15 protein-coding genes and 2 pseudogenes are annotated in these 15,644 nt (G+C 62.1%); 13 read left to right on the forward strand and 4 right to left on the reverse strand.

Features of this window, described 5'->3' with window-relative positions:
- The first annotated feature begins 572 nt into the window (after positions 1-572).
- The 11 genes and pseudogenes from dnaA to AB4097_RS08775 all read left to right on the forward strand — a co-directional run bounded on the left by dnaA (position 573) and on the right by AB4097_RS08775 (position 10,882).
- Entirely contained in the window at positions 573-2,075 is a 1,503-nt protein-coding gene (dnaA, locus tag AB4097_RS08725; RefSeq protein WP_442038511.1) for a chromosomal replication initiator protein DnaA, read from the forward strand.
- A gap of 157 nt (positions 2,076-2,232) precedes the next feature.
- A complete protein-coding gene (dnaN, locus tag AB4097_RS08730; protein WP_442038513.1) occupies positions 2,233-3,351 on the forward strand; it encodes a DNA polymerase III subunit beta in 1,119 nt (372 codons plus the stop codon).
- 326 nt (positions 3,352-3,677) lie between these two features.
- Positions 3,678-4,838, forward strand: coding sequence for a DNA replication/repair protein RecF (recF, locus tag AB4097_RS08735; RefSeq protein ID WP_442038516.1), 1,161 nt, complete (start codon positions 3,678-3,680; stop codon positions 4,836-4,838).
- Positions 4,839-4,899: 61 nt separating this feature from the next.
- A complete protein-coding gene (locus AB4097_RS08740) occupies positions 4,900-5,514 on the forward strand; it encodes a LysE family translocator (RefSeq protein WP_442038518.1) in 615 nt (204 codons plus the stop codon).
- Between the two features lie 196 nt (positions 5,515-5,710).
- Positions 5,711-8,137 carry a DNA topoisomerase (ATP-hydrolyzing) subunit B gene (gyrB, locus tag AB4097_RS08745; RefSeq protein ID WP_442038520.1) on the forward strand — a complete coding sequence of 809 codons (2,427 nt, stop codon included), beginning with the start codon at positions 5,711-5,713 and terminating at the stop codon, positions 8,135-8,137.
- Positions 8,138-8,561: 424 nt separating this feature from the next.
- Positions 8,562-9,095 carry a hypothetical protein gene (locus AB4097_RS08750; RefSeq protein ID WP_442038522.1) on the forward strand — a complete coding sequence of 178 codons (534 nt, stop codon included), beginning with the start codon at positions 8,562-8,564 and terminating at the stop codon, positions 9,093-9,095.
- A 126-nt stretch (positions 9,096-9,221) separates the two neighbouring features.
- Entirely contained in the window at positions 9,222-9,377 is a 156-nt protein-coding gene (locus AB4097_RS08755) for a hypothetical protein (protein WP_442038524.1), read from the forward strand.
- 30 nt (positions 9,378-9,407) lie between these two features.
- On the forward strand, positions 9,408-9,563 hold the full coding sequence (locus AB4097_RS08760) for a DUF6634 family protein (RefSeq protein WP_442038542.1): 156 nt from the start codon (positions 9,408-9,410) through the stop codon (positions 9,561-9,563).
- 136 nt (positions 9,564-9,699) lie between these two features.
- Positions 9,700-10,515 carry a hypothetical protein gene (locus AB4097_RS08765; RefSeq protein ID WP_442038544.1) on the forward strand — a complete coding sequence of 272 codons (816 nt, stop codon included), beginning with the start codon at positions 9,700-9,702 and terminating at the stop codon, positions 10,513-10,515.
- A pseudogene (locus tag AB4097_RS08770) lies at positions 10,472-10,609 on the forward strand (hypothetical protein); the annotation flags it as partial. The gene AB4097_RS08765 and the pseudogene AB4097_RS08770, both read left to right, overlap by 44 nt.
- Positions 10,610-10,882: a hypothetical protein gene (locus AB4097_RS08775; RefSeq protein ID WP_442038546.1), complete on the forward strand. Its 273-nt coding sequence runs from the start codon at positions 10,610-10,612 to the stop codon at positions 10,880-10,882.
- A gap of 30 nt (positions 10,883-10,912) precedes the next feature.
- Here AB4097_RS08775 and AB4097_RS08780 read toward each other — a convergent pair whose 3' ends face one another.
- Entirely contained in the window at positions 10,913-11,350 is a 438-nt protein-coding gene (locus AB4097_RS08780) for a hypothetical protein (protein WP_442038526.1), read from the reverse strand.
- A gap of 552 nt (positions 11,351-11,902) precedes the next feature.
- On the opposite strand from AB4097_RS08780, the gene AB4097_RS08785 reads away from it, so the two are divergent.
- The gene (locus AB4097_RS08785; RefSeq protein WP_442038528.1) at positions 11,903-12,664 is read left to right on the forward strand and encodes a Crp/Fnr family transcriptional regulator; all 762 of its coding nucleotides are present in this window, start codon (positions 11,903-11,905) and stop codon (positions 12,662-12,664) included.
- 33 nt (positions 12,665-12,697) lie between these two features.
- On the opposite strand, the gene AB4097_RS08790 is transcribed toward AB4097_RS08785, so the two are convergent.
- Positions 12,698-13,342 (reverse strand): Crp/Fnr family transcriptional regulator, encoded by a 645-nt coding sequence (locus tag AB4097_RS08790; protein ID WP_442038530.1) that lies wholly within the window; start codon positions 13,340-13,342, stop codon positions 12,698-12,700.
- Positions 13,343-13,422: 80 nt separating this feature from the next.
- Positions 13,423-14,100: a Crp/Fnr family transcriptional regulator gene (locus AB4097_RS08795; protein ID WP_442038532.1), complete on the reverse strand. Its 678-nt coding sequence runs from the start codon at positions 14,098-14,100 to the stop codon at positions 13,423-13,425.
- Between the two features lie 873 nt (positions 14,101-14,973).
- Between AB4097_RS08795 and AB4097_RS08800 the strand changes: the two genes are divergently transcribed.
- Positions 14,974-15,360, forward strand: coding sequence for a response regulator (locus AB4097_RS08800; RefSeq protein WP_442038534.1), 387 nt, complete (start codon positions 14,974-14,976; stop codon positions 15,358-15,360).
- 154 nt (positions 15,361-15,514) lie between these two features.
- Here AB4097_RS08800 and AB4097_RS08805 read toward each other — a convergent pair.
- Positions 15,515-15,644, reverse strand: a pseudogene (locus AB4097_RS08805) (IS5/IS1182 family transposase); the annotation flags it as partial.

Here is a 15,644-nt window from a genome sequence, read left to right on the forward strand (position 1 = left end):
ATTGCGAAGCATCAGAATCACCCATGAGTCGAGACGAATCGGTTCTGAATCAAGGTTGCGAAAAGACTCTTTTTTCAGGCCTCCGGACAGGCTGTGATGGAACTGTGAATCAGTTGAAGAGTCAGGACTTTACAGCCCAGATTCAAAACTTGTGGACGAGGCTGTGAACGCAGCCAGGGGCTTGCTATCGCCTGCGACTCGACTCGGCCGTATTGCACCCCGTCCCACACCCTGTGTAAGGTCAATTTGCTTCAACGGCTCGCCGTGAAGTCATTCACTCAAAGTTCGAACTAAATTCACCATGTGCGGGGATAAGTCGTTGTTTCATTCTCTCAAGAAGCAAGCGAAGGCTCATCCTTTACCAAGGGGTAGACTTGGTAGACCTTGAGTGAAGACGAAGGAGGCGGCAGTCAGCGACCGTCTCGACTTAAATGCATTCAAATAATCTTTAGTACAATTGGGGGCGCCACGTTTTGGATAACCTGTGAGGCCTTTGTGCCTTGGTGTTCAAAACGGGTCATGCGTGGGGGTTTCCGACCTTAAAGAAGGCGGAACCTCGTGGAGGGATATTGATGTATCGCAGCGAAGATCACCGCACCTTTGCCGCTCCCAGCGAGAACGGCATGGAGGCTCCGGGCGAGCAATCGGCATCGGATGTGTGGACCCGGGTCAAGCGTCGTCTCCGGGCCGAGCTTGGGGAGGACATCTTCGCCAGCTGGTTCGGACGCTTGGAGCTGGATTCGGTGATCGAGGGCTGCGCCTATCTCTCCGTTCCCACCCGCTTCCTGAAAAGCTGGATCGAATCCCATTATGCCGACCGGGTGCTGGCCGTTTATCGCTCCGAGAGCGGTGATGTGGAGCGCGTCTCCATCGGCGTGCGCAGCACCCTTGGGCGCGATCCGGCCGCCCAGCGCCGGGTGAGCGATGCGCCTCGTCCGGCGCCAGCCGCCTCCATGGCGCTCCCGAGCACCTCGGGAGACTTCAAGGCCCCGTCCATCGCGGCTCCCCAGGAGGAACGCGGCGAAAGCAGCGATCTCGGCGGCGCGCCGCTCGATTCCCGCCTCACCTTCGAAAGCTTCATCGTCGGCCGCTCCAACGCGCTCGCCCATGCGGCCGCGGACCGGGTCGCCCATGCACAGAACGGCCAGGCGATCTACAACCCGCTCTATCTCCATGCGGGCGTCGGCCTCGGCAAGACCCATCTTCTCCATGCCATCGGCCATGAGGTGCGCGCGCAAGGCCGCCGCGTCATCTATCTGACCGCCGACCGTTTCATGTACGGCTTCGTGGCCTCCCTGAAGGCCCAGACCTCACTGGCCTTCAAGGAGCGTCTTCGAGGCATCGACCTGCTCATCATCGACGACGTGCAGTTCATCCAAGGCAAGCAGATCCAGCAGGAATTCGGCCACACCCTGAACGCCCTCATCGATGCGGGCCGCCAGATCGTGATCGCCGCCGACCGTCCGCCGGCGGATCTGGAGAACCTGGACGAGCGCGTGCGGTCGCGTCTCGCCGGAGGTCTCGTGGTCGAGGTCAGCGCCCTCGACGAGGCTCTGCGCACCTCGATCCTCACCACTCGCGTCGAAGCCCTGAAGACCATTCACCCCACCTTCGAGGTGGGCCCGAACGTGATCGCCTATGTGGCGCGCGCGATTACCGCCAACGGACGCGATCTCGAGGGTGCCGTGAACCGTCTGCTCGCCCATGCGACGCTGACCGGCTCCTCCATCACGCTGGAAACCGCCGAGACGGCGATCCGCGATCTCGTGCGCAACCGCGAGCCAAAGCGGGTCAAGATCGAGGACATCCAGAAGCTGGTGGCCTCCCGCTACAACGTCTCCCGCTCCGACATCCTGTCCGAGCGCCGCACCGCCGCCGTGGTGCGCCCGCGCCAGATCGCCATGTATCTGTCCAAGGTGCTCACCCTGCGTTCCCTGCCCGAGATCGGTCGCCGCTTCGGCGGACGCGATCACACCACGGTGCTCCATGCGGTGCGCAAGATCGAGAAAGCTCTGGGGGAAGATCACGCCCTCTCCGACGAGGTCGAGCTCCTCAAGCGGATGCTGCAGGAGTAAGCCTTAAGGATTGACCGCCACAGGCGATAGGGCCGGGGATCCCCCGGCCTTGCTTTCTCAGGCGACAAAAGCCAACATTGCTGCCCTGCTTGTCCCACCAAAGGCTCGTCCTTGGTGGGATCGGGCCAAGAATTTCACCGAAATCGGGTGCTGGGTTATGAGAGTTACCGTTGAGCGCGCCGCTCTGCTGAAGGCGCTGGGGCATGTGCACCGCGTCGTCGAGCGCCGCAACACCATTCCGATCCTCTCGAACGTCCTGCTGCGTGCGGACGAAGGATCGCTTCGCCTCAAGGCTACGGACCTCGACATCGAGGTGACGGAGACGATCCCGGCCGAGATCACGGACGCCGGTTCGACCACCGTTCCGGCCTACATGATCTACGACATCGTTCGCAAGCTCTCCGACGGCGCCCAGGTGTCGCTCGAGATGACGCCCGATATGGGCCAGATGCAGATCCGCTCCGGCCGGTCGCGCTTCATGCTGCAGGCCCTGCCGGAGAGCGACTTCCCGGATCTCGCCGCCGGCGACCTGCCGCACCGCTTCACGCTGTCTGCAAGCGATCTCAAGCGCCTCATCGAGAAGACGCAGTTCGCGATCTCGACGGAAGAGACGCGTTACTACCTCAATGGCATCTACCTGCACACCATCGACGCGGGCGGCTCCATCGTCATGCGCGCGGTCGCCACCGACGGGCACCGTCTCGCCCGGGTCGAAATTCCGGCGCCCACGGGGTCGGAAGGCATGCCCGGCGTGATCGTGCCACGCAAGGCCGTGGCCGAGATTGTCAAGCTCGTGGAAGACGGCTCTGAGAACGTCACCGTCGAACTGTCCTCCGCCAAGGTGCGCCTGACCTTCGACGGCGTGGTGCTGACCTCCAAGCTCATCGACGGCACCTTCCCCGATTATCAGCGCGTTATCCCGGCCGGGAACGACAAGGTTCTCGTGGTCGAGCGCGCCGATTTCTCCAAGGCCGTTGATCGCGTCTCCACCATCTCGTCCGAACGCGGTCGCGCGGTGAAGCTCGCGCTGGGCGAGGGGCGCCTGACGCTCACCGTCAACAACCCGGATTCGGGCAGCGCCACGGAAGAGATCGAGGTCGATTACGATGCCGCGCCGATCGATATCGGCTTCAACGCCCGCTATCTCCTCGACATCACGTCCCAGCTCGACGGCGACACAGCCCTGTTCAAGCTCGCCGATCCCGGCTCGCCCACCATCGTCCAGGACCGCGAGGGTGCGTCCGCGCTCTACGTCCTGATGCCGATGCGGGTGTAGGCTGCCCTGACAATCAATCTCCGCGTCATCACTGGCCTCGTGCCGGTGATTTTTTCACCCTTTCACCTCATCCTGAAGGTCTGGCTTCTAAACGAGCATTGACCTGAGCCCTCATCCTGAGGAGGTCACGCCAGTGACCGTCTCGAAGGACGAGGGCGTTTCCCCGTGCACGCTGGAACCTCCTTCGAGACGCAGCTGCGCTGCTCCTCAGGATGAGGTAGGAGAGGGACTGAGAACGAGTAGAAGGACTGTCCAGAGCGCTCCAAAACCGCTTTGGCCGTGCCAACGCTTGATCTTTCGCGTCCGCTCCTGAATGAAGGGGGCGCATGTCCTCCTCTCCCGTTGCTGCTTCCCGAATCGTCCGCTTGATTCTCCAGGACTTCCGCACCTATGCGAGCCTGGACCTCACCGTCTCACGCCCGCTGGTGGCACTGGTGGGTGAGAATGGGGCCGGCAAGACCAATGTGCTGGAGGCGATCTCCCTGTTCATGCCCGGTCGAGGCTTGAGGCGCGCGGAACTGGGCGAGATGGCGCGCCATGACGGGCCGGGCTCCTTTGCCGTTTCCGTGACCCTCGACGCCCCTTACGGCGAGCACCGCCTCGGCACCGGCATCGAGCATCAAGGCGAAGGCTCCCGCGCCTCGCGCATCTGCCGCATCGACGGCATGGCCGCCTCCTCGCCCACGGCCTTCGCGGAATTCCTGCGCGTTGTCTGGCTCACACCGGATCTCGACGCCCTGTTCCGTGGCCCCGCCGGCGACCGGCGGCGCTTTCTCGACCGGCTCGTGCTCGCGGTCGATGCGGAACATGGCTCGCGGGTGAATGCGCTGGAGCGGGCGCTACGCTCGCGCAACCGCGTGCTTGACGAAAATCCCGACGACCGGCTCTGGCTCGACGCGCTCGAACGGGAGGTAGCGGAACTCGCCATCGCGGTCGCCGCCGCTCGTCGCGAAACCGTGGAGCGGCTGGCAAGCCTCATTCTCGAAACCCGGGAGGAGGAATCGCCCTTTCCCTTCGCCACGATGGGCCTGGAAGGCGATCTCGACACGCTCATTGCCACCCTGCCCGCCGTCGATGCCGAGGACCGCTACCGCGCGATCCTGCGCGATTCCCGCTCCCGCGACCGGGCGGCGGGGCGTACCCTCGTCGGCCCTCAGGCCTCCGATCTTCTCGTGCGTCACGGCCCGAAGGACATCCTGGCCAACACGGCCTCTACGGGCGAGCAGAAGGCGCTGCTGATCGGCCTCGTGCTCGCCCATGCCCGGCTCGTCGCCAGCATGAGCGGCATCGCCCCCTTCGTGCTCCTCGACGAGGTGGCGGCCCATCTCGATCCCCGCCGCCGGGCCGGACTCTACGACGCCCTCGAATCCCTGGGCGGACAGGTTTGGATGACCGGCGCGGATCCGGGGCTCTTCGCCGAGCTGTGGGGCCAGGCCGACCTGCTGCAGGTGTCGCCCGGGGTGATCGAACCCATCACAATTCCTTGATGGTCCAGAAGGCCCTTTGGCCTTATGGTGAGGGCAACATTGTCTCTCCAGGTTCGAAACGATGGATCCCGCCGGCCTGCTGCTCTTCTCCTCTGCCCTGTTCATCGCCGCCGCCTCGCCGGGACCGGGCATCGCCGCCATCGTCGGGAGGGTTCTCGGCCGCGGGCCGAAGGAGGCGGTGGCGTTCAGCATCGGCGTGGCGCTGGGAGACGTGGTCTGGCTGACCTTCGCCATCCTCGGCCTGGCGGCCCTCGCCCAGGCGTTCCACGAGGTATTCCTGGTCATCAAATATGCCGGCGCCGCCTATCTGCTCTACATCGCCTACAGGATTTGGACCGCGCCCGCGCTCGCCAAGGACGTGAAGGCCGACGCGAGGCGGGAGCATCCGGCCAAGCTTCTTCTCGGAGGGCTCGCCCTCACCCTGGGCAACCCGAAGACCATCGTCTTCTACCTCGCCCTCCTGCCCACGATTCTCGATCTCACCCGGATCACGGTGTTGGGCTATGCGGAACTGGTGGCGGCGACCTTAAGCGTGCTGTGCGTGGTTTTTGCCGGCTACATCGTGCTCGCCGCCCGCGCGCGGCAGCTTTTCACGACCCCGAAGGCAATCCGGATCCTCAATCGCACGACCGGCACCCTCCTGGCCGGTGCCGCAGCTGCCGTTGCGGCACGTTGATCGCCTAGGGCGACTGAGGCAAAGCACCGCCTCCTCTGCAGCCTGATTCGGCAGTTTTTCGTGGATTTTCCGTGCCTTTTCACGCGCGCATATACACGCGGGGGTGAAATTTCAACGATTCGTCACTAAATATCTGATCTGACGAATCAAAACTCTGGCGTGCCTGTCCTTTTTCGCGCGTCCTGAAGGATCCCAAATGGCCGAACCTGCTATCAACGTGAATGCCGACGCTTACGGCGCGGAATCGATCAAGGTCCTCAAGGGCCTTGATGCGGTACGCAAGCGGCCGGGCATGTATATCGGCGATACCGATGACGGCTCGGGCCTCCACCACATGGTCTACGAGGTGGTGGACAACGCCATCGACGAGGCTCTCGCCGGCCACGCAACGGAAGTCACCGTCACCCTCAATGCGGACGGCTCGGTGACCGTTACCGACAACGGCCGCGGCATCCCCACCGACATCCACCAGGGCGAAGGCATCTCGGCGGCCGAGGTCATCATGACCCAGCTGCACGCAGGCGGTAAGTTCGACCAGAACTCCTACAAGGTTTCCGGCGGCCTGCACGGGGTCGGTGTCTCCGTGGTGAACGCGCTCTCAAGTTGGCTCAAGCTGCGCATCTACCGCAACAACAAGGCCCATGAGATCGAATTCCGGCACGGCAATGCGGTTGCGCCTCTGGCCGTTGTCGGCGACGCCGAAGGTAAGCGCGGAACGGAAGTGACCTTCCTGGCCTCCACGGAAACCTTCACCATGGTGGAGTACGATTATAGCACCTTGGAGCATCGCCTGCGCGAGCTCGCGTTCCTGAACTCCGGCGTACGCATCATCCTCACCGACAAACGCCACGCGGAGCACAAGCGCGAGGAGCTGATGTACGAGGGCGGCGTCGAGGCCTTCGTGCGTTATCTCGACCGTGCCAAGACGCCGCTGATCCAGCAGCCGATCCTCATCCGCTCCGAGAAGGACGGCATCGGCGTCGAGGTGGCCTTGTGGTGGAACGACTCGTACCACGAGAACGTGCTCTGCTTCACCAATAACATCCCGCAGCGCGATGGCGGCACGCACCTCGCGGGCTTCCGCGCGGCGTTGACCCGTCAGGTCAACGGCTACGCAGATTCATCAGGACTCACGAAGAAGGAAAAGGTTTCTCTAACCGGCGACGATTGCCGGGAGGGCCTGACAGCCGTCGTCTCCGTAAAAGTGCCGGACCCGAAGTTCTCGTCTCAGACGAAGGACAAGCTCGTTTCCTCCGAAGTGCGTCCTGCCGTCGAGAACGTCATGAACGAGGCGCTCAACAACTGGCTCGAAGAGCATCCGCAGGAAGCCCGCACGCTCGTCGGCAAGGTGGTGGAAGCCGCCGCCGCCCGCGAGGCCGCCCGCAAGGCGCGCGAACTCACCCGCCGGAAAGGCGCGCTCGACATCGCGTCGCTTCCCGGCAAGCTCGCCGATTGCCAGGAGCGCGATCCGTCGAAATGCGAATTGCTGCTCGTCGAGGGCGACTCGGCCGGCGGCTCCGCCAAGCAGGGCCGCAACCGCGCCTTCCAGGCCGTGCTGCCGCTGCGCGGAAAAATCCTCAATGTCGAGCGTGCGCGCTTCGACAAGATGCTGTCGTCGCAGGAAATCGGCACGCTGATCACCGCGCTTGGCACCGGCATCGGCCGCGAGGAGTTCAACCTCGACAAGCTGCGCTATCACCGCATCATCATCATGACCGACGCGGACGTGGACGGCTCGCACATCCGCACCCTGCTGCTCACGTTCTTCTTCCGTCAGATGCCGGAGCTGATCGACCGCGGGTATCTCTATATCGCGCAGCCGCCGCTCTATAAGGCGACCCGCGGCAAGCAGGCGATCTACCTGAAGGACGAGCGCGCGCTTGAGGATTTCCTCATCGATGCCGGCATCGAATCGGCGGCCTTGCGCCTCGAAACCGGCGTGGAGTTCCAAGGCGACCAGCTCAAGGGGCTGATCGACGAGGCTCGCCTCGTGCGGCAGGTGCTCAACAGCCTGCACACACGCTATAACCGCAAGGCGGTGGAGCAGGCGGCGATTGCCGGGGCACTGCGTCCCGACGTGGTGGACGACCCTGATCGCGGCCCCGCCGCTGCAGCCTATATCGCCCAGCGTCTCGATGCGATATCGGAAGAGCTCGAGCGCGGCTGGACCGGCGAGGTCCGCGAGGGCGGTTACATCTTCTCGCGCACCGTGCGCGGCGTGACGCAGACCGCGACGCTCGACCAGGCCCTGATTGCCAGCCAGGAAGCCAAGAAGCTCGACGAGCGCGCCACGACTCTGCAGGACGTCTATGCGAAGCCTGCGAAGCTCGTGCGCAAGAACGACGAGATGCAGATCGACGGTCCGCTTTCGCTCTTCAACGCGGTGCTTGCAGCCGGACGCAAGGGGCTGCAGCTCCAGCGCTACAAGGGTCTCGGCGAGATGACGGCCCAGCAGCTCTGGGAGACGACCCTCGACGCCGACGTGCGCTCGCTGCTGCAGGTGAAGGTGAAGGATACGACCGACGCCGACGATCTCTTCGTCAAGCTCATGGGCGACGTGGTGGAACCCCGCCGCGAGTTCATCCAGGAGAACGCGCTCTCGGTGGCTAACCTGGACGTGTGATTTTCTTAATTTGTTGGGTACCGTCAGAAATAATCAGAAATCCTTCGCATTAAACGCTGAATCTCGTCACTGATGCGAAGGACTTCGCCAAAGCCAGTTCTGGCAATAAGTTACGCATTGTTCAGAATACATAGGTTCGGTCGCACCAGCATTGCGGTCGAACCATTTTTAAGTTGGACCGCCCTTAGTTCGAGGACTCGGTACAGAGCTCATCCATGAGCCCGCGATGAGACCGCATTTCTTCTGTTCGCTGGGTCCAAGGGTGGGAGCGCCCGTACAGTCTCGAGCATTCTTCTGGCCGCAGGCCTCCGCGAGCTAGGCTTTTTCCCCGGTTCACGTCCAGCTCGTGCCCGCTGGCATTCCACCACTTCTCAGTAGGATCAATGCGCTTCGGTTCGCTGTCGTCTGGACGCAGAGCGGGGGCATGAAAGCGGTCGAAGCCGTTCTTGACGCAAGCTTGTCTCGTGGTGCCGCGCACTCGCACATCCTTATCGACAACCCTGCTCAGCCCGTCAGGAAGATTCTTGCCTACGCCTCGGGCACACGGGCGCGAATCCTTCTTCCGATGCGCGACAACGCGCACGAGATCGATCGGCTCATTCATGATCTGAACGAGATTGGGGCGGAAGCGCGTGCGTCCAACGAGCTCTTACCTAAGGCCTCGATCCTTCCTGTTGGCTGGCCATCGAGCCTGAGGGCCAAGGATTACACCGACATCCTGTCCCGGCAGGGCCTCAAGCCGGGATCTGTGCCGGCGCTGTCCGTCATCCATCCGGGAGTTCCCGGCCTCGACCCGCTCGATCTCGATGTCCGGGATGATGCAAACCGCTTCGCCCTGACCAAACAACAGCAGGATGCCGCCATCAGGCTCGCCGAGGCCGTTCTGCGCACCAATGGCGAGGCACCTTCGATCCATTTCCCTGACGATAGCTCGGTCCCCGGGCCAAAATCGGAGTGAGACGCGTCCTTCGCTGCTCCCAATTCCCCATTGTCTTTCCCGAAGGCGCGCTTCCGACCGACCTTTCGCTCCCGCCAATGCACTCGACACAATTGGATACAGCTCGTCACAACTTCTGAGGAACCCATGTTCACGATCACCACGGCCAGACCCTTGAACCTGTCGGATGCCACGCTCGAAATCGAACGGCTTCAACGGCTCGCCGTCGATCTGACGAGCATCCGGGACGGACGTGGCCCAACCGAGGCCGACCTTGCCGATGCTCTCTTTCTCGAAGGTTAGAGCCGCGAGCGTCGTCCGGCCTTCTGCTTGGTGGGCCACGCCTTCGGCCACCCGCACCTGACGGGAATGGGTCAGCCAGTCATGACTTCGGACTTATGGGTGCTGAACGAAGAACAGGGATGGGCTCGGACCATCTCCCGGTGGTACCGCCTCGGACGGCCGCTGTCCGTTGCACCCACATCCTGACTGCGCGTGACGCCGTATGTCGTCGCCCAGGTTCAAGAGGTGCTGGAATGAGGCAGACCGCTGTCACTTCGAGCGGCGGTCCCGCGCCGCCCTGGAGGGGCGTTATCTGCCATCGGCAGAGCAGCTCCTCAATGGAATGCCGTTCTTCGCCGACAGCATGCAGCAGGACATGCAATGTTTTGCCCAACAGCTGCTGCCGCAGATGCGGGGAAAGCCGGGCTATACGGCCAAGGCGCGCGTAGTCCAAGCCCTGGAGCGTCTCGTGGGCAATGCCGGCATTGAGGATGTCCGGGAACTGGCAAGCGCGTTTGCCGCCGCCTCGGACAATCTCCCATCCGAAGTCAAGTCGTGGCAGCTGCGATGCCGGATCTATCAGGCTCACATGTACGATCACCAGGCCGCACTGGCGTTGGCGCAGGACGCGATCACGATGGCAACGGCACCGGACGTCATCGCTCGGTCTCTGGAAGAGGCGGTCGTGTTTCAGCAGATCGGCAACCGGAATACCGAAGAAGGTAAGAAAGTCGTCGAGCGCTACAAGGAGCTTCTCGGGAAGTCGCTTCTGCTTGTGCCGATGCCGAACCTGGCTACCGCACGAGCGGCTCTAAGGTCTGAGTTTCCCTATGCGGGAGCTGTGATCGATCGCATTCTCTCGGACGTCGCGGTCCAGCCCTATGTCCAACTCCGCCCAACGATCCTGATCGGCTCGCCCGAGTCCGGGAAGTCGCGGTTTGCCCACAAGGGTTTTGATATCAATTGGCATGCCGCACGACGTCATTTCTTGCGGCGGTCTGTCGGATGGCACGTTTGCCGGGACGCCTCGACGTTGGAGCACAGGGGAGCCGTCGCTGCCTGTTGCGCTAATCAGCCGGTACAAGAATGCAAGGCCCGGTATTGTTCTGGACGAGATCGAGAAAGTCAGGAGCTCCCGGTACAATGGAAACGTCCATGACGCCTTACTCTCGTTCCTCGAGCGGGAGACGGCGTGCGGCTATCATGACCCTTACGTTCAGGCGCCCTGCAACATCTCCCATGTTTCCTGGCTGATGACGGCCAATTCGCTCGATGGCGTTTCGCCTCCATTGCGTGACCGTTGTCGGGTCATCAACTTTCCCGAGCCGCGGCCGGAGGACCTGCCGACGCTGAGCCGTCAGATCATGATCGACATGCTGGCCGAGCAGGGATTGGACCCGCGCTGGCTCGCCCCTCTCGATGGAGTCGAGAGGCAAGCCATTCTCGACGTTTGGCCAGGAGGATCGCTCAGAATGCTGAGGCGGCTGATCGAGATTGCTTTGGCAGCCCGCCATGTGAGTCAGTGAATGACGTAAGCCATGCAACGGGTTGAACGCCTATCGGCGGCGACTACGTTTCCTTCCTGTGGCGATGACCCGTGAAGTGAGCGATGGCCGCTCATGGGCATAAACAAGGCGGTGCCGCTCGCGAAGTCTCCGATCGAACCGCTTCTTGAATGCCTTCCGAAAGCTGTTCGATCGGTCCACCGTGGTGACGCCCAGACCCGATGCAACGTCGTGCAGGAACCTGATCAGTTCAACGCCTCGCTCCTGAATGATGTAGAGTTCGCCTTGCCGCAGGCTGTGGCTGTGGCTGTGCATCTGCCATGCCATCGACATTTCGCGGGGTCCAGAGTTGATGAGCTCCCGGTATCTTGCCGTGAAGAGATAGAGGCGAATTCGATCGCCTAAGCTCTCAATTTCCGTATAGATTAGGAATGGGAGCTTTTCGGGGGTTGAATAGGTTGTGACGTTCTTGGGAGTGAGGCGTTTCACGACCCCTTCCCTGGTCCGGACTGAGATGGTTGGCGCGTTCCCAAGCTGAGAAAGGCTTTCTCTCAGCCGCCCTTCGGCATATCCCGAGAGGGCTTTAACCGCTGCCCGGTCTAATTTCTGCACGCCTTCTCGAGCCATATATACTTCCCAAGCCAAAGTTTCATTGAAGTGCCCTCCCGTGAGAGCCAATACACAGAGATAAACCAATGGCACAGCTCCGAAACGAGGGTGCTTTCAAGTGGCTCGTGGCGGAGCCATGCCGGCAATGCTAGAGCCGTTCCGGTGAATATGCGCTATGGCGAAGCGAACCCACGAATTCTCGAGTTGCAGAGCTAAGCGGACATTCAGAATGGGCGGCGGATTTCTGCTTATGACCCGGTGAGGACGTTCGGCAGCCATCGTATGAAACCGTACAGAGAGGCGCCAGAGGCGCTTATTCGCGTGACTGCACTCCCTATCCCCGCTTAGGGCATTCCCAACTGCTTGACCGATCAGTGGGGCAATAGCAGCCGAGGGACCAATGACCTTCCGCCCCGTTCCTGTGTGGCAGCCGTGGTTCAACCCGATCAGTCCTCCCTGCGCAATCAACTGCTCCGGGCCTTGGCCCCGGAGGACTTTGCGCTGGTCGGGCCGTACCTGGAACCAGTTGCGCTGCCCAAGGGCAAGGTCCTGATCGAGCCCAACCAGCCCATCGAGTACGTCTACTTTGCCGAGAGCGGGGTAGCCTCGGTGGTGGCTCTCAACTCCGACTACCGTCCGGTCGAGATCGCCATCGTTGGCTGGGAAGGGCTCGTTGGCCCGTCCGTCATCCTGGGCGTCGACCGCACGCCTCACCAGAGTTTCTTCCAGATGGAGGGGGAGGGCTACCGCATTGCCACCTCGCATCTGACTCAAGCCCTGGAGGCAAGCCGGACCCTGCTTGATCTCCTCCTGCGCTACATCCATGTGGTGACGGTGCAGACCGCTGCCACCGCGATGTCGAATGGCGATAGCGTCCTGAGTGAGCGACTCGCCCGCTGGCTTCTCATGTGCCACGACCGGGTCGAGGGCAACGAGTTGGCGCTCACGCATGAGTTTCTGTCCCTCATGTTGGCGGTCCGCCGCCCTGGCGTCACCGAAGCGATCCATCTGCTGGAAGGGACCGGCATGATCAGGGCGCGGCGTGCCAACATTACCATCCTGGACCGCGAGCGGTTGGAGGAGACGGCTGGCGACAGCTATGGCGTGCCGGAAGCAGAGTATGAGCGTCTCATCCCGAATCCTGAAGTGTCAGGTGGCAGCCATTTCAGGAGAGGTCCACGCGAGATTGAGTGACCGCCTCCATGATCAGGTAAGGGCAGGCGAGCCTTAGGCGGCTTCGTCGCCGGGTTCCTTGTGCAGGTAGGTAGGATCGAACTCGCCCGCTTGCTTGAGCCCCTCCCAGTCCAAGATTTTCAAGAGGTGCCCCTGCTCGCCAATCAGCCCTCGTGCCCGCAGCTCTTGCAGCGTGCGGTTCGCATGGACGTTCGAGAGCCCCAGGGCGCCGGCCATTTCGCTCTGGGTGATTGGAAACTCGAATGCGTGATCCGTCACCAGCCCAACAGCTTTGTGGCGCAGGAAGAGCTCGCATAGTAGATGCGCCATTCGGACCAGCGCCGGACGCCGCCCGACATTGACCACCCATTCGCGGAAGATCGCCGCGTCGATCAGCGTTTCGCGCCAGAACACCTCGGAGAGGCGCGGGTGCTGCTGGAACAGATTACGCAGGCTCCGATGGGAGATGAAGGCGAGCTTGCAGGGAGTAAGCGTACTCAGTCCATGGTCCATCTTCCGCAGGTGCAGGCTCTGGAGGTCCGGGATCTCGCCGGCGATATGGAAGGACATGATCTGGCGCTTGCCGTCTTCGGTCATCTTGAAGCGAAACGCCATGCCGCTGATGACGAGACAGGACTCGGACGGGCGGCCACCCTCGCGCGCAATCACTTGATCGGCAGCAAACTCGCGGATCGTCAAGGGCAGATGGAGAAGAGCATCCTTCTCCGACTGGGATAGAACGGCAAATCCGACATCGGCCTGACGCACCCGCGTGAGCGCTAGCGGAAGGGGCCGATAAGCCGTTCGTACTCGGCCTCTGGAACCCCATACGCATCTCCGGCGGTCTCTTCGAGCTTGCGCCGATCAAGCACGACGATGTTGCGGCGCTCGGTCCGGATGATTTCTGCTGTCTCGAGCTCCTGAAGGGCTTCTGTCACCCCGGGCCGGCGCACGGCGAGCATGACGGCAATGAACTCATGCGTCAGGGGCAGTTCATCCCCATCCAGCCGGTCGTGGCACATCAGCAGCCAACGTGCCAATCGCCGACTCACCTTCTGAGACCCGTTGCAGGCGGCTGTCTGAGCCGTCTGAAGATGGAATACCTGGACGAAGCGCAACAGAAGCTTCTGTAAGGCAGGGCTCTGCTCCAGAGCCTCTTGGAAGGCCTCAGCCCGCATGCGCAGGGCCGAGCCGCCCACCTGCATGAAGGTCTCATGCGGCGTCCGGTCAGCGCCCAGGAGGATCGGCACCCCGGCGAAGCCGTCCCGTCCGACCAGTCCGATCTCAATCCGACGCCCGCGCACCGTGCGGGTGACAATGGAGGTCACACCGGCCTCGAGGAAGTAGACATGCTCAATGGGTGCATTGGCCTGAACGATCACGTCGCTCTGGTTCAGGGTGACGGGATCAAGATGGTTCCGGATCCGGGCGAAGTCGTCGGCCGGAAGAGCTGCCAAGAGCCGATTGCGAACAGATGATTGAGATAACTTAGACATTAAGTGGCAGTAGATGAGTAAGCGCAGCCAAACCTGCCACGCCAGTGTTGAACCTTGATCCCAGCAAAGGTGGCGCAGGGAACATCGTCCTTCAAGCCAGACGGAAAAGATGTTCATGAGGGGCCAGCAGCAAGAGGCGGAATCCGCTGGGGATCAAGGCCCGGCCGATGCCTATAACAGGATCCGCCGCTGAAGCTCGGATAAGTGGTGGTGGAAGGGCTCATGGGCCAACCGGCACCGGCGGTCGCACTCAGCGAACTGGCGTTCCTTATCCGCCAACGGCCCAGGCCAAGCTAGGATCTTCTCGCGTTCAACCTCATGACGCAGTTCCACATCGGCCAGTCCGACCTAGGTATGCTGCAACTCACCTAGCAGGCGGTTGTCGTCGTTATTCGTCGCAATGAAACTCGCCAAGCTTCGTCGCATCCGGTCGTTCCCTGCCTTCAGGTCGCATTCCAGCTGCCCTCAGTAGCTCACGGATTGCGGGGGCTGAACATCCATGAGCCTGTCGTCGATCAGCCTCCGCATGGGCTCAGGAACAGGCGACGTCAACAGCTCCGCGTGCGGCTGCAACGGGCACTGCACGGGATCGGCGCTTTGTTGAGCCGGACTGGCGTTAGGCTCTGGTGAGGGGGCCATCGGGCTTCGTACCATCTCTGCCCTGCTGAGAAGATCCTGCTCGATCATCAGCGTGCCCCTTGGCTGTTCCGGGGCAGCGGGTGGCGCCGGATCTTGCCATCAACGGCTGGCGACTTGTACGGTTCCGTACAAAATGCTCCTACGTTCTTTAGGGGAGGGGCTGCAACCAGGAGCAGAAATGTACGTTGCCGTACAATGATCGCTCAGTGTTCCCATGGCCGTCCTGTCATTCTCCTGGTGGAGGATGAGCCGCTGTTGCGCTTCTTCGTGTCCGACGTGCTGGAGGAAGCCGGCTTTGAAGTGATTGAGACCGGCAATGCCGAAGAGGCCTTGACCTTACTCGAAGTGCGAGACGACGTGCGGGTGATCTTCACCGACATCGAGATGCCAGGTCCCCTGAACGGGCTTGATCTGGTCAGTTGCGCCCACCAGCGCTGGCCTGAGATCCTCATCCTGGTTGTCTCCGGCGGGATCCGGCCAAGCGCGGCGGAACTCCCGGAGGGCGGACGCTTTGTCGCGAAGCCTTACGAGGAGAGCTTCGTTCTCCACCACCTGCGGGAGATGATCGCCTCGGTGCCATAACCCGGTTCCGGGAGCGTTGATGGGGCCGATTAATCACCAGCCAAGTCCCAAAACGGTCTCAGTGAAAGGTCTTGTGGGGGAGTGTCCGCGTATATTCCAGCGGTCTCAGATCCTCGGCTTGCAGGCTGGTCCGGTTAAGAGACTGTTTGGAAACTCACGGATGAGCATTCCGGCGGATCAGAATGCCGCCCATGGCGACATGGATCATGGCGGTTGAGACGTCGATGCGCTTCTCATAGTCGCGAACGAGACGCCGCCAGCGCATCATCCAGCCAAAGGTGCGC

Source organism: Microvirga sp. 2MCAF35, assembly GCF_052115545.1.
Taxonomy (GTDB): domain Bacteria; phylum Pseudomonadota; class Alphaproteobacteria; order Rhizobiales; family Beijerinckiaceae; genus Microvirga.

Excerpts from the sequence above, each read along its gene's own strand:
- recF (WP_442038516.1), top strand. The coding sequence starts at position 3,678 with ATGTCCTCCTCTCCCGTTGCTGCTTCCCGAATCGTCCGCTTGATTCTC.
- AB4097_RS08800 (WP_442038534.1), top strand. The coding sequence starts at position 14,974 with ATGATCGCTCAGTGTTCCCATGGCCGTCCTGTCATTCTCCTGGTGGAG.
- AB4097_RS08750 (WP_442038522.1), top strand. The coding sequence starts at position 8,562 with ATGAAAGCGGTCGAAGCCGTTCTTGACGCAAGCTTGTCTCGTGGTGCC.
- dnaA (WP_442038511.1), top strand. The coding sequence starts at position 573 with ATGTATCGCAGCGAAGATCACCGCACCTTTGCCGCTCCCAGCGAGAAC.
- AB4097_RS08755 (WP_442038524.1), top strand. The coding sequence starts at position 9,222 with ATGTTCACGATCACCACGGCCAGACCCTTGAACCTGTCGGATGCCACG.
- AB4097_RS08775 (WP_442038546.1), top strand. The coding sequence starts at position 10,610 with ATGACGGCCAATTCGCTCGATGGCGTTTCGCCTCCATTGCGTGACCGT.
- gyrB (WP_442038520.1), top strand. The coding sequence starts at position 5,711 with ATGGCCGAACCTGCTATCAACGTGAATGCCGACGCTTACGGCGCGGAA.
- dnaN (WP_442038513.1), top strand. The coding sequence starts at position 2,233 with ATGAGAGTTACCGTTGAGCGCGCCGCTCTGCTGAAGGCGCTGGGGCAT.
- AB4097_RS08765 (WP_442038544.1), top strand. The coding sequence starts at position 9,700 with ATGCCGTTCTTCGCCGACAGCATGCAGCAGGACATGCAATGTTTTGCC.
- AB4097_RS08740 (WP_442038518.1), top strand. The coding sequence starts at position 4,900 with ATGGATCCCGCCGGCCTGCTGCTCTTCTCCTCTGCCCTGTTCATCGCC.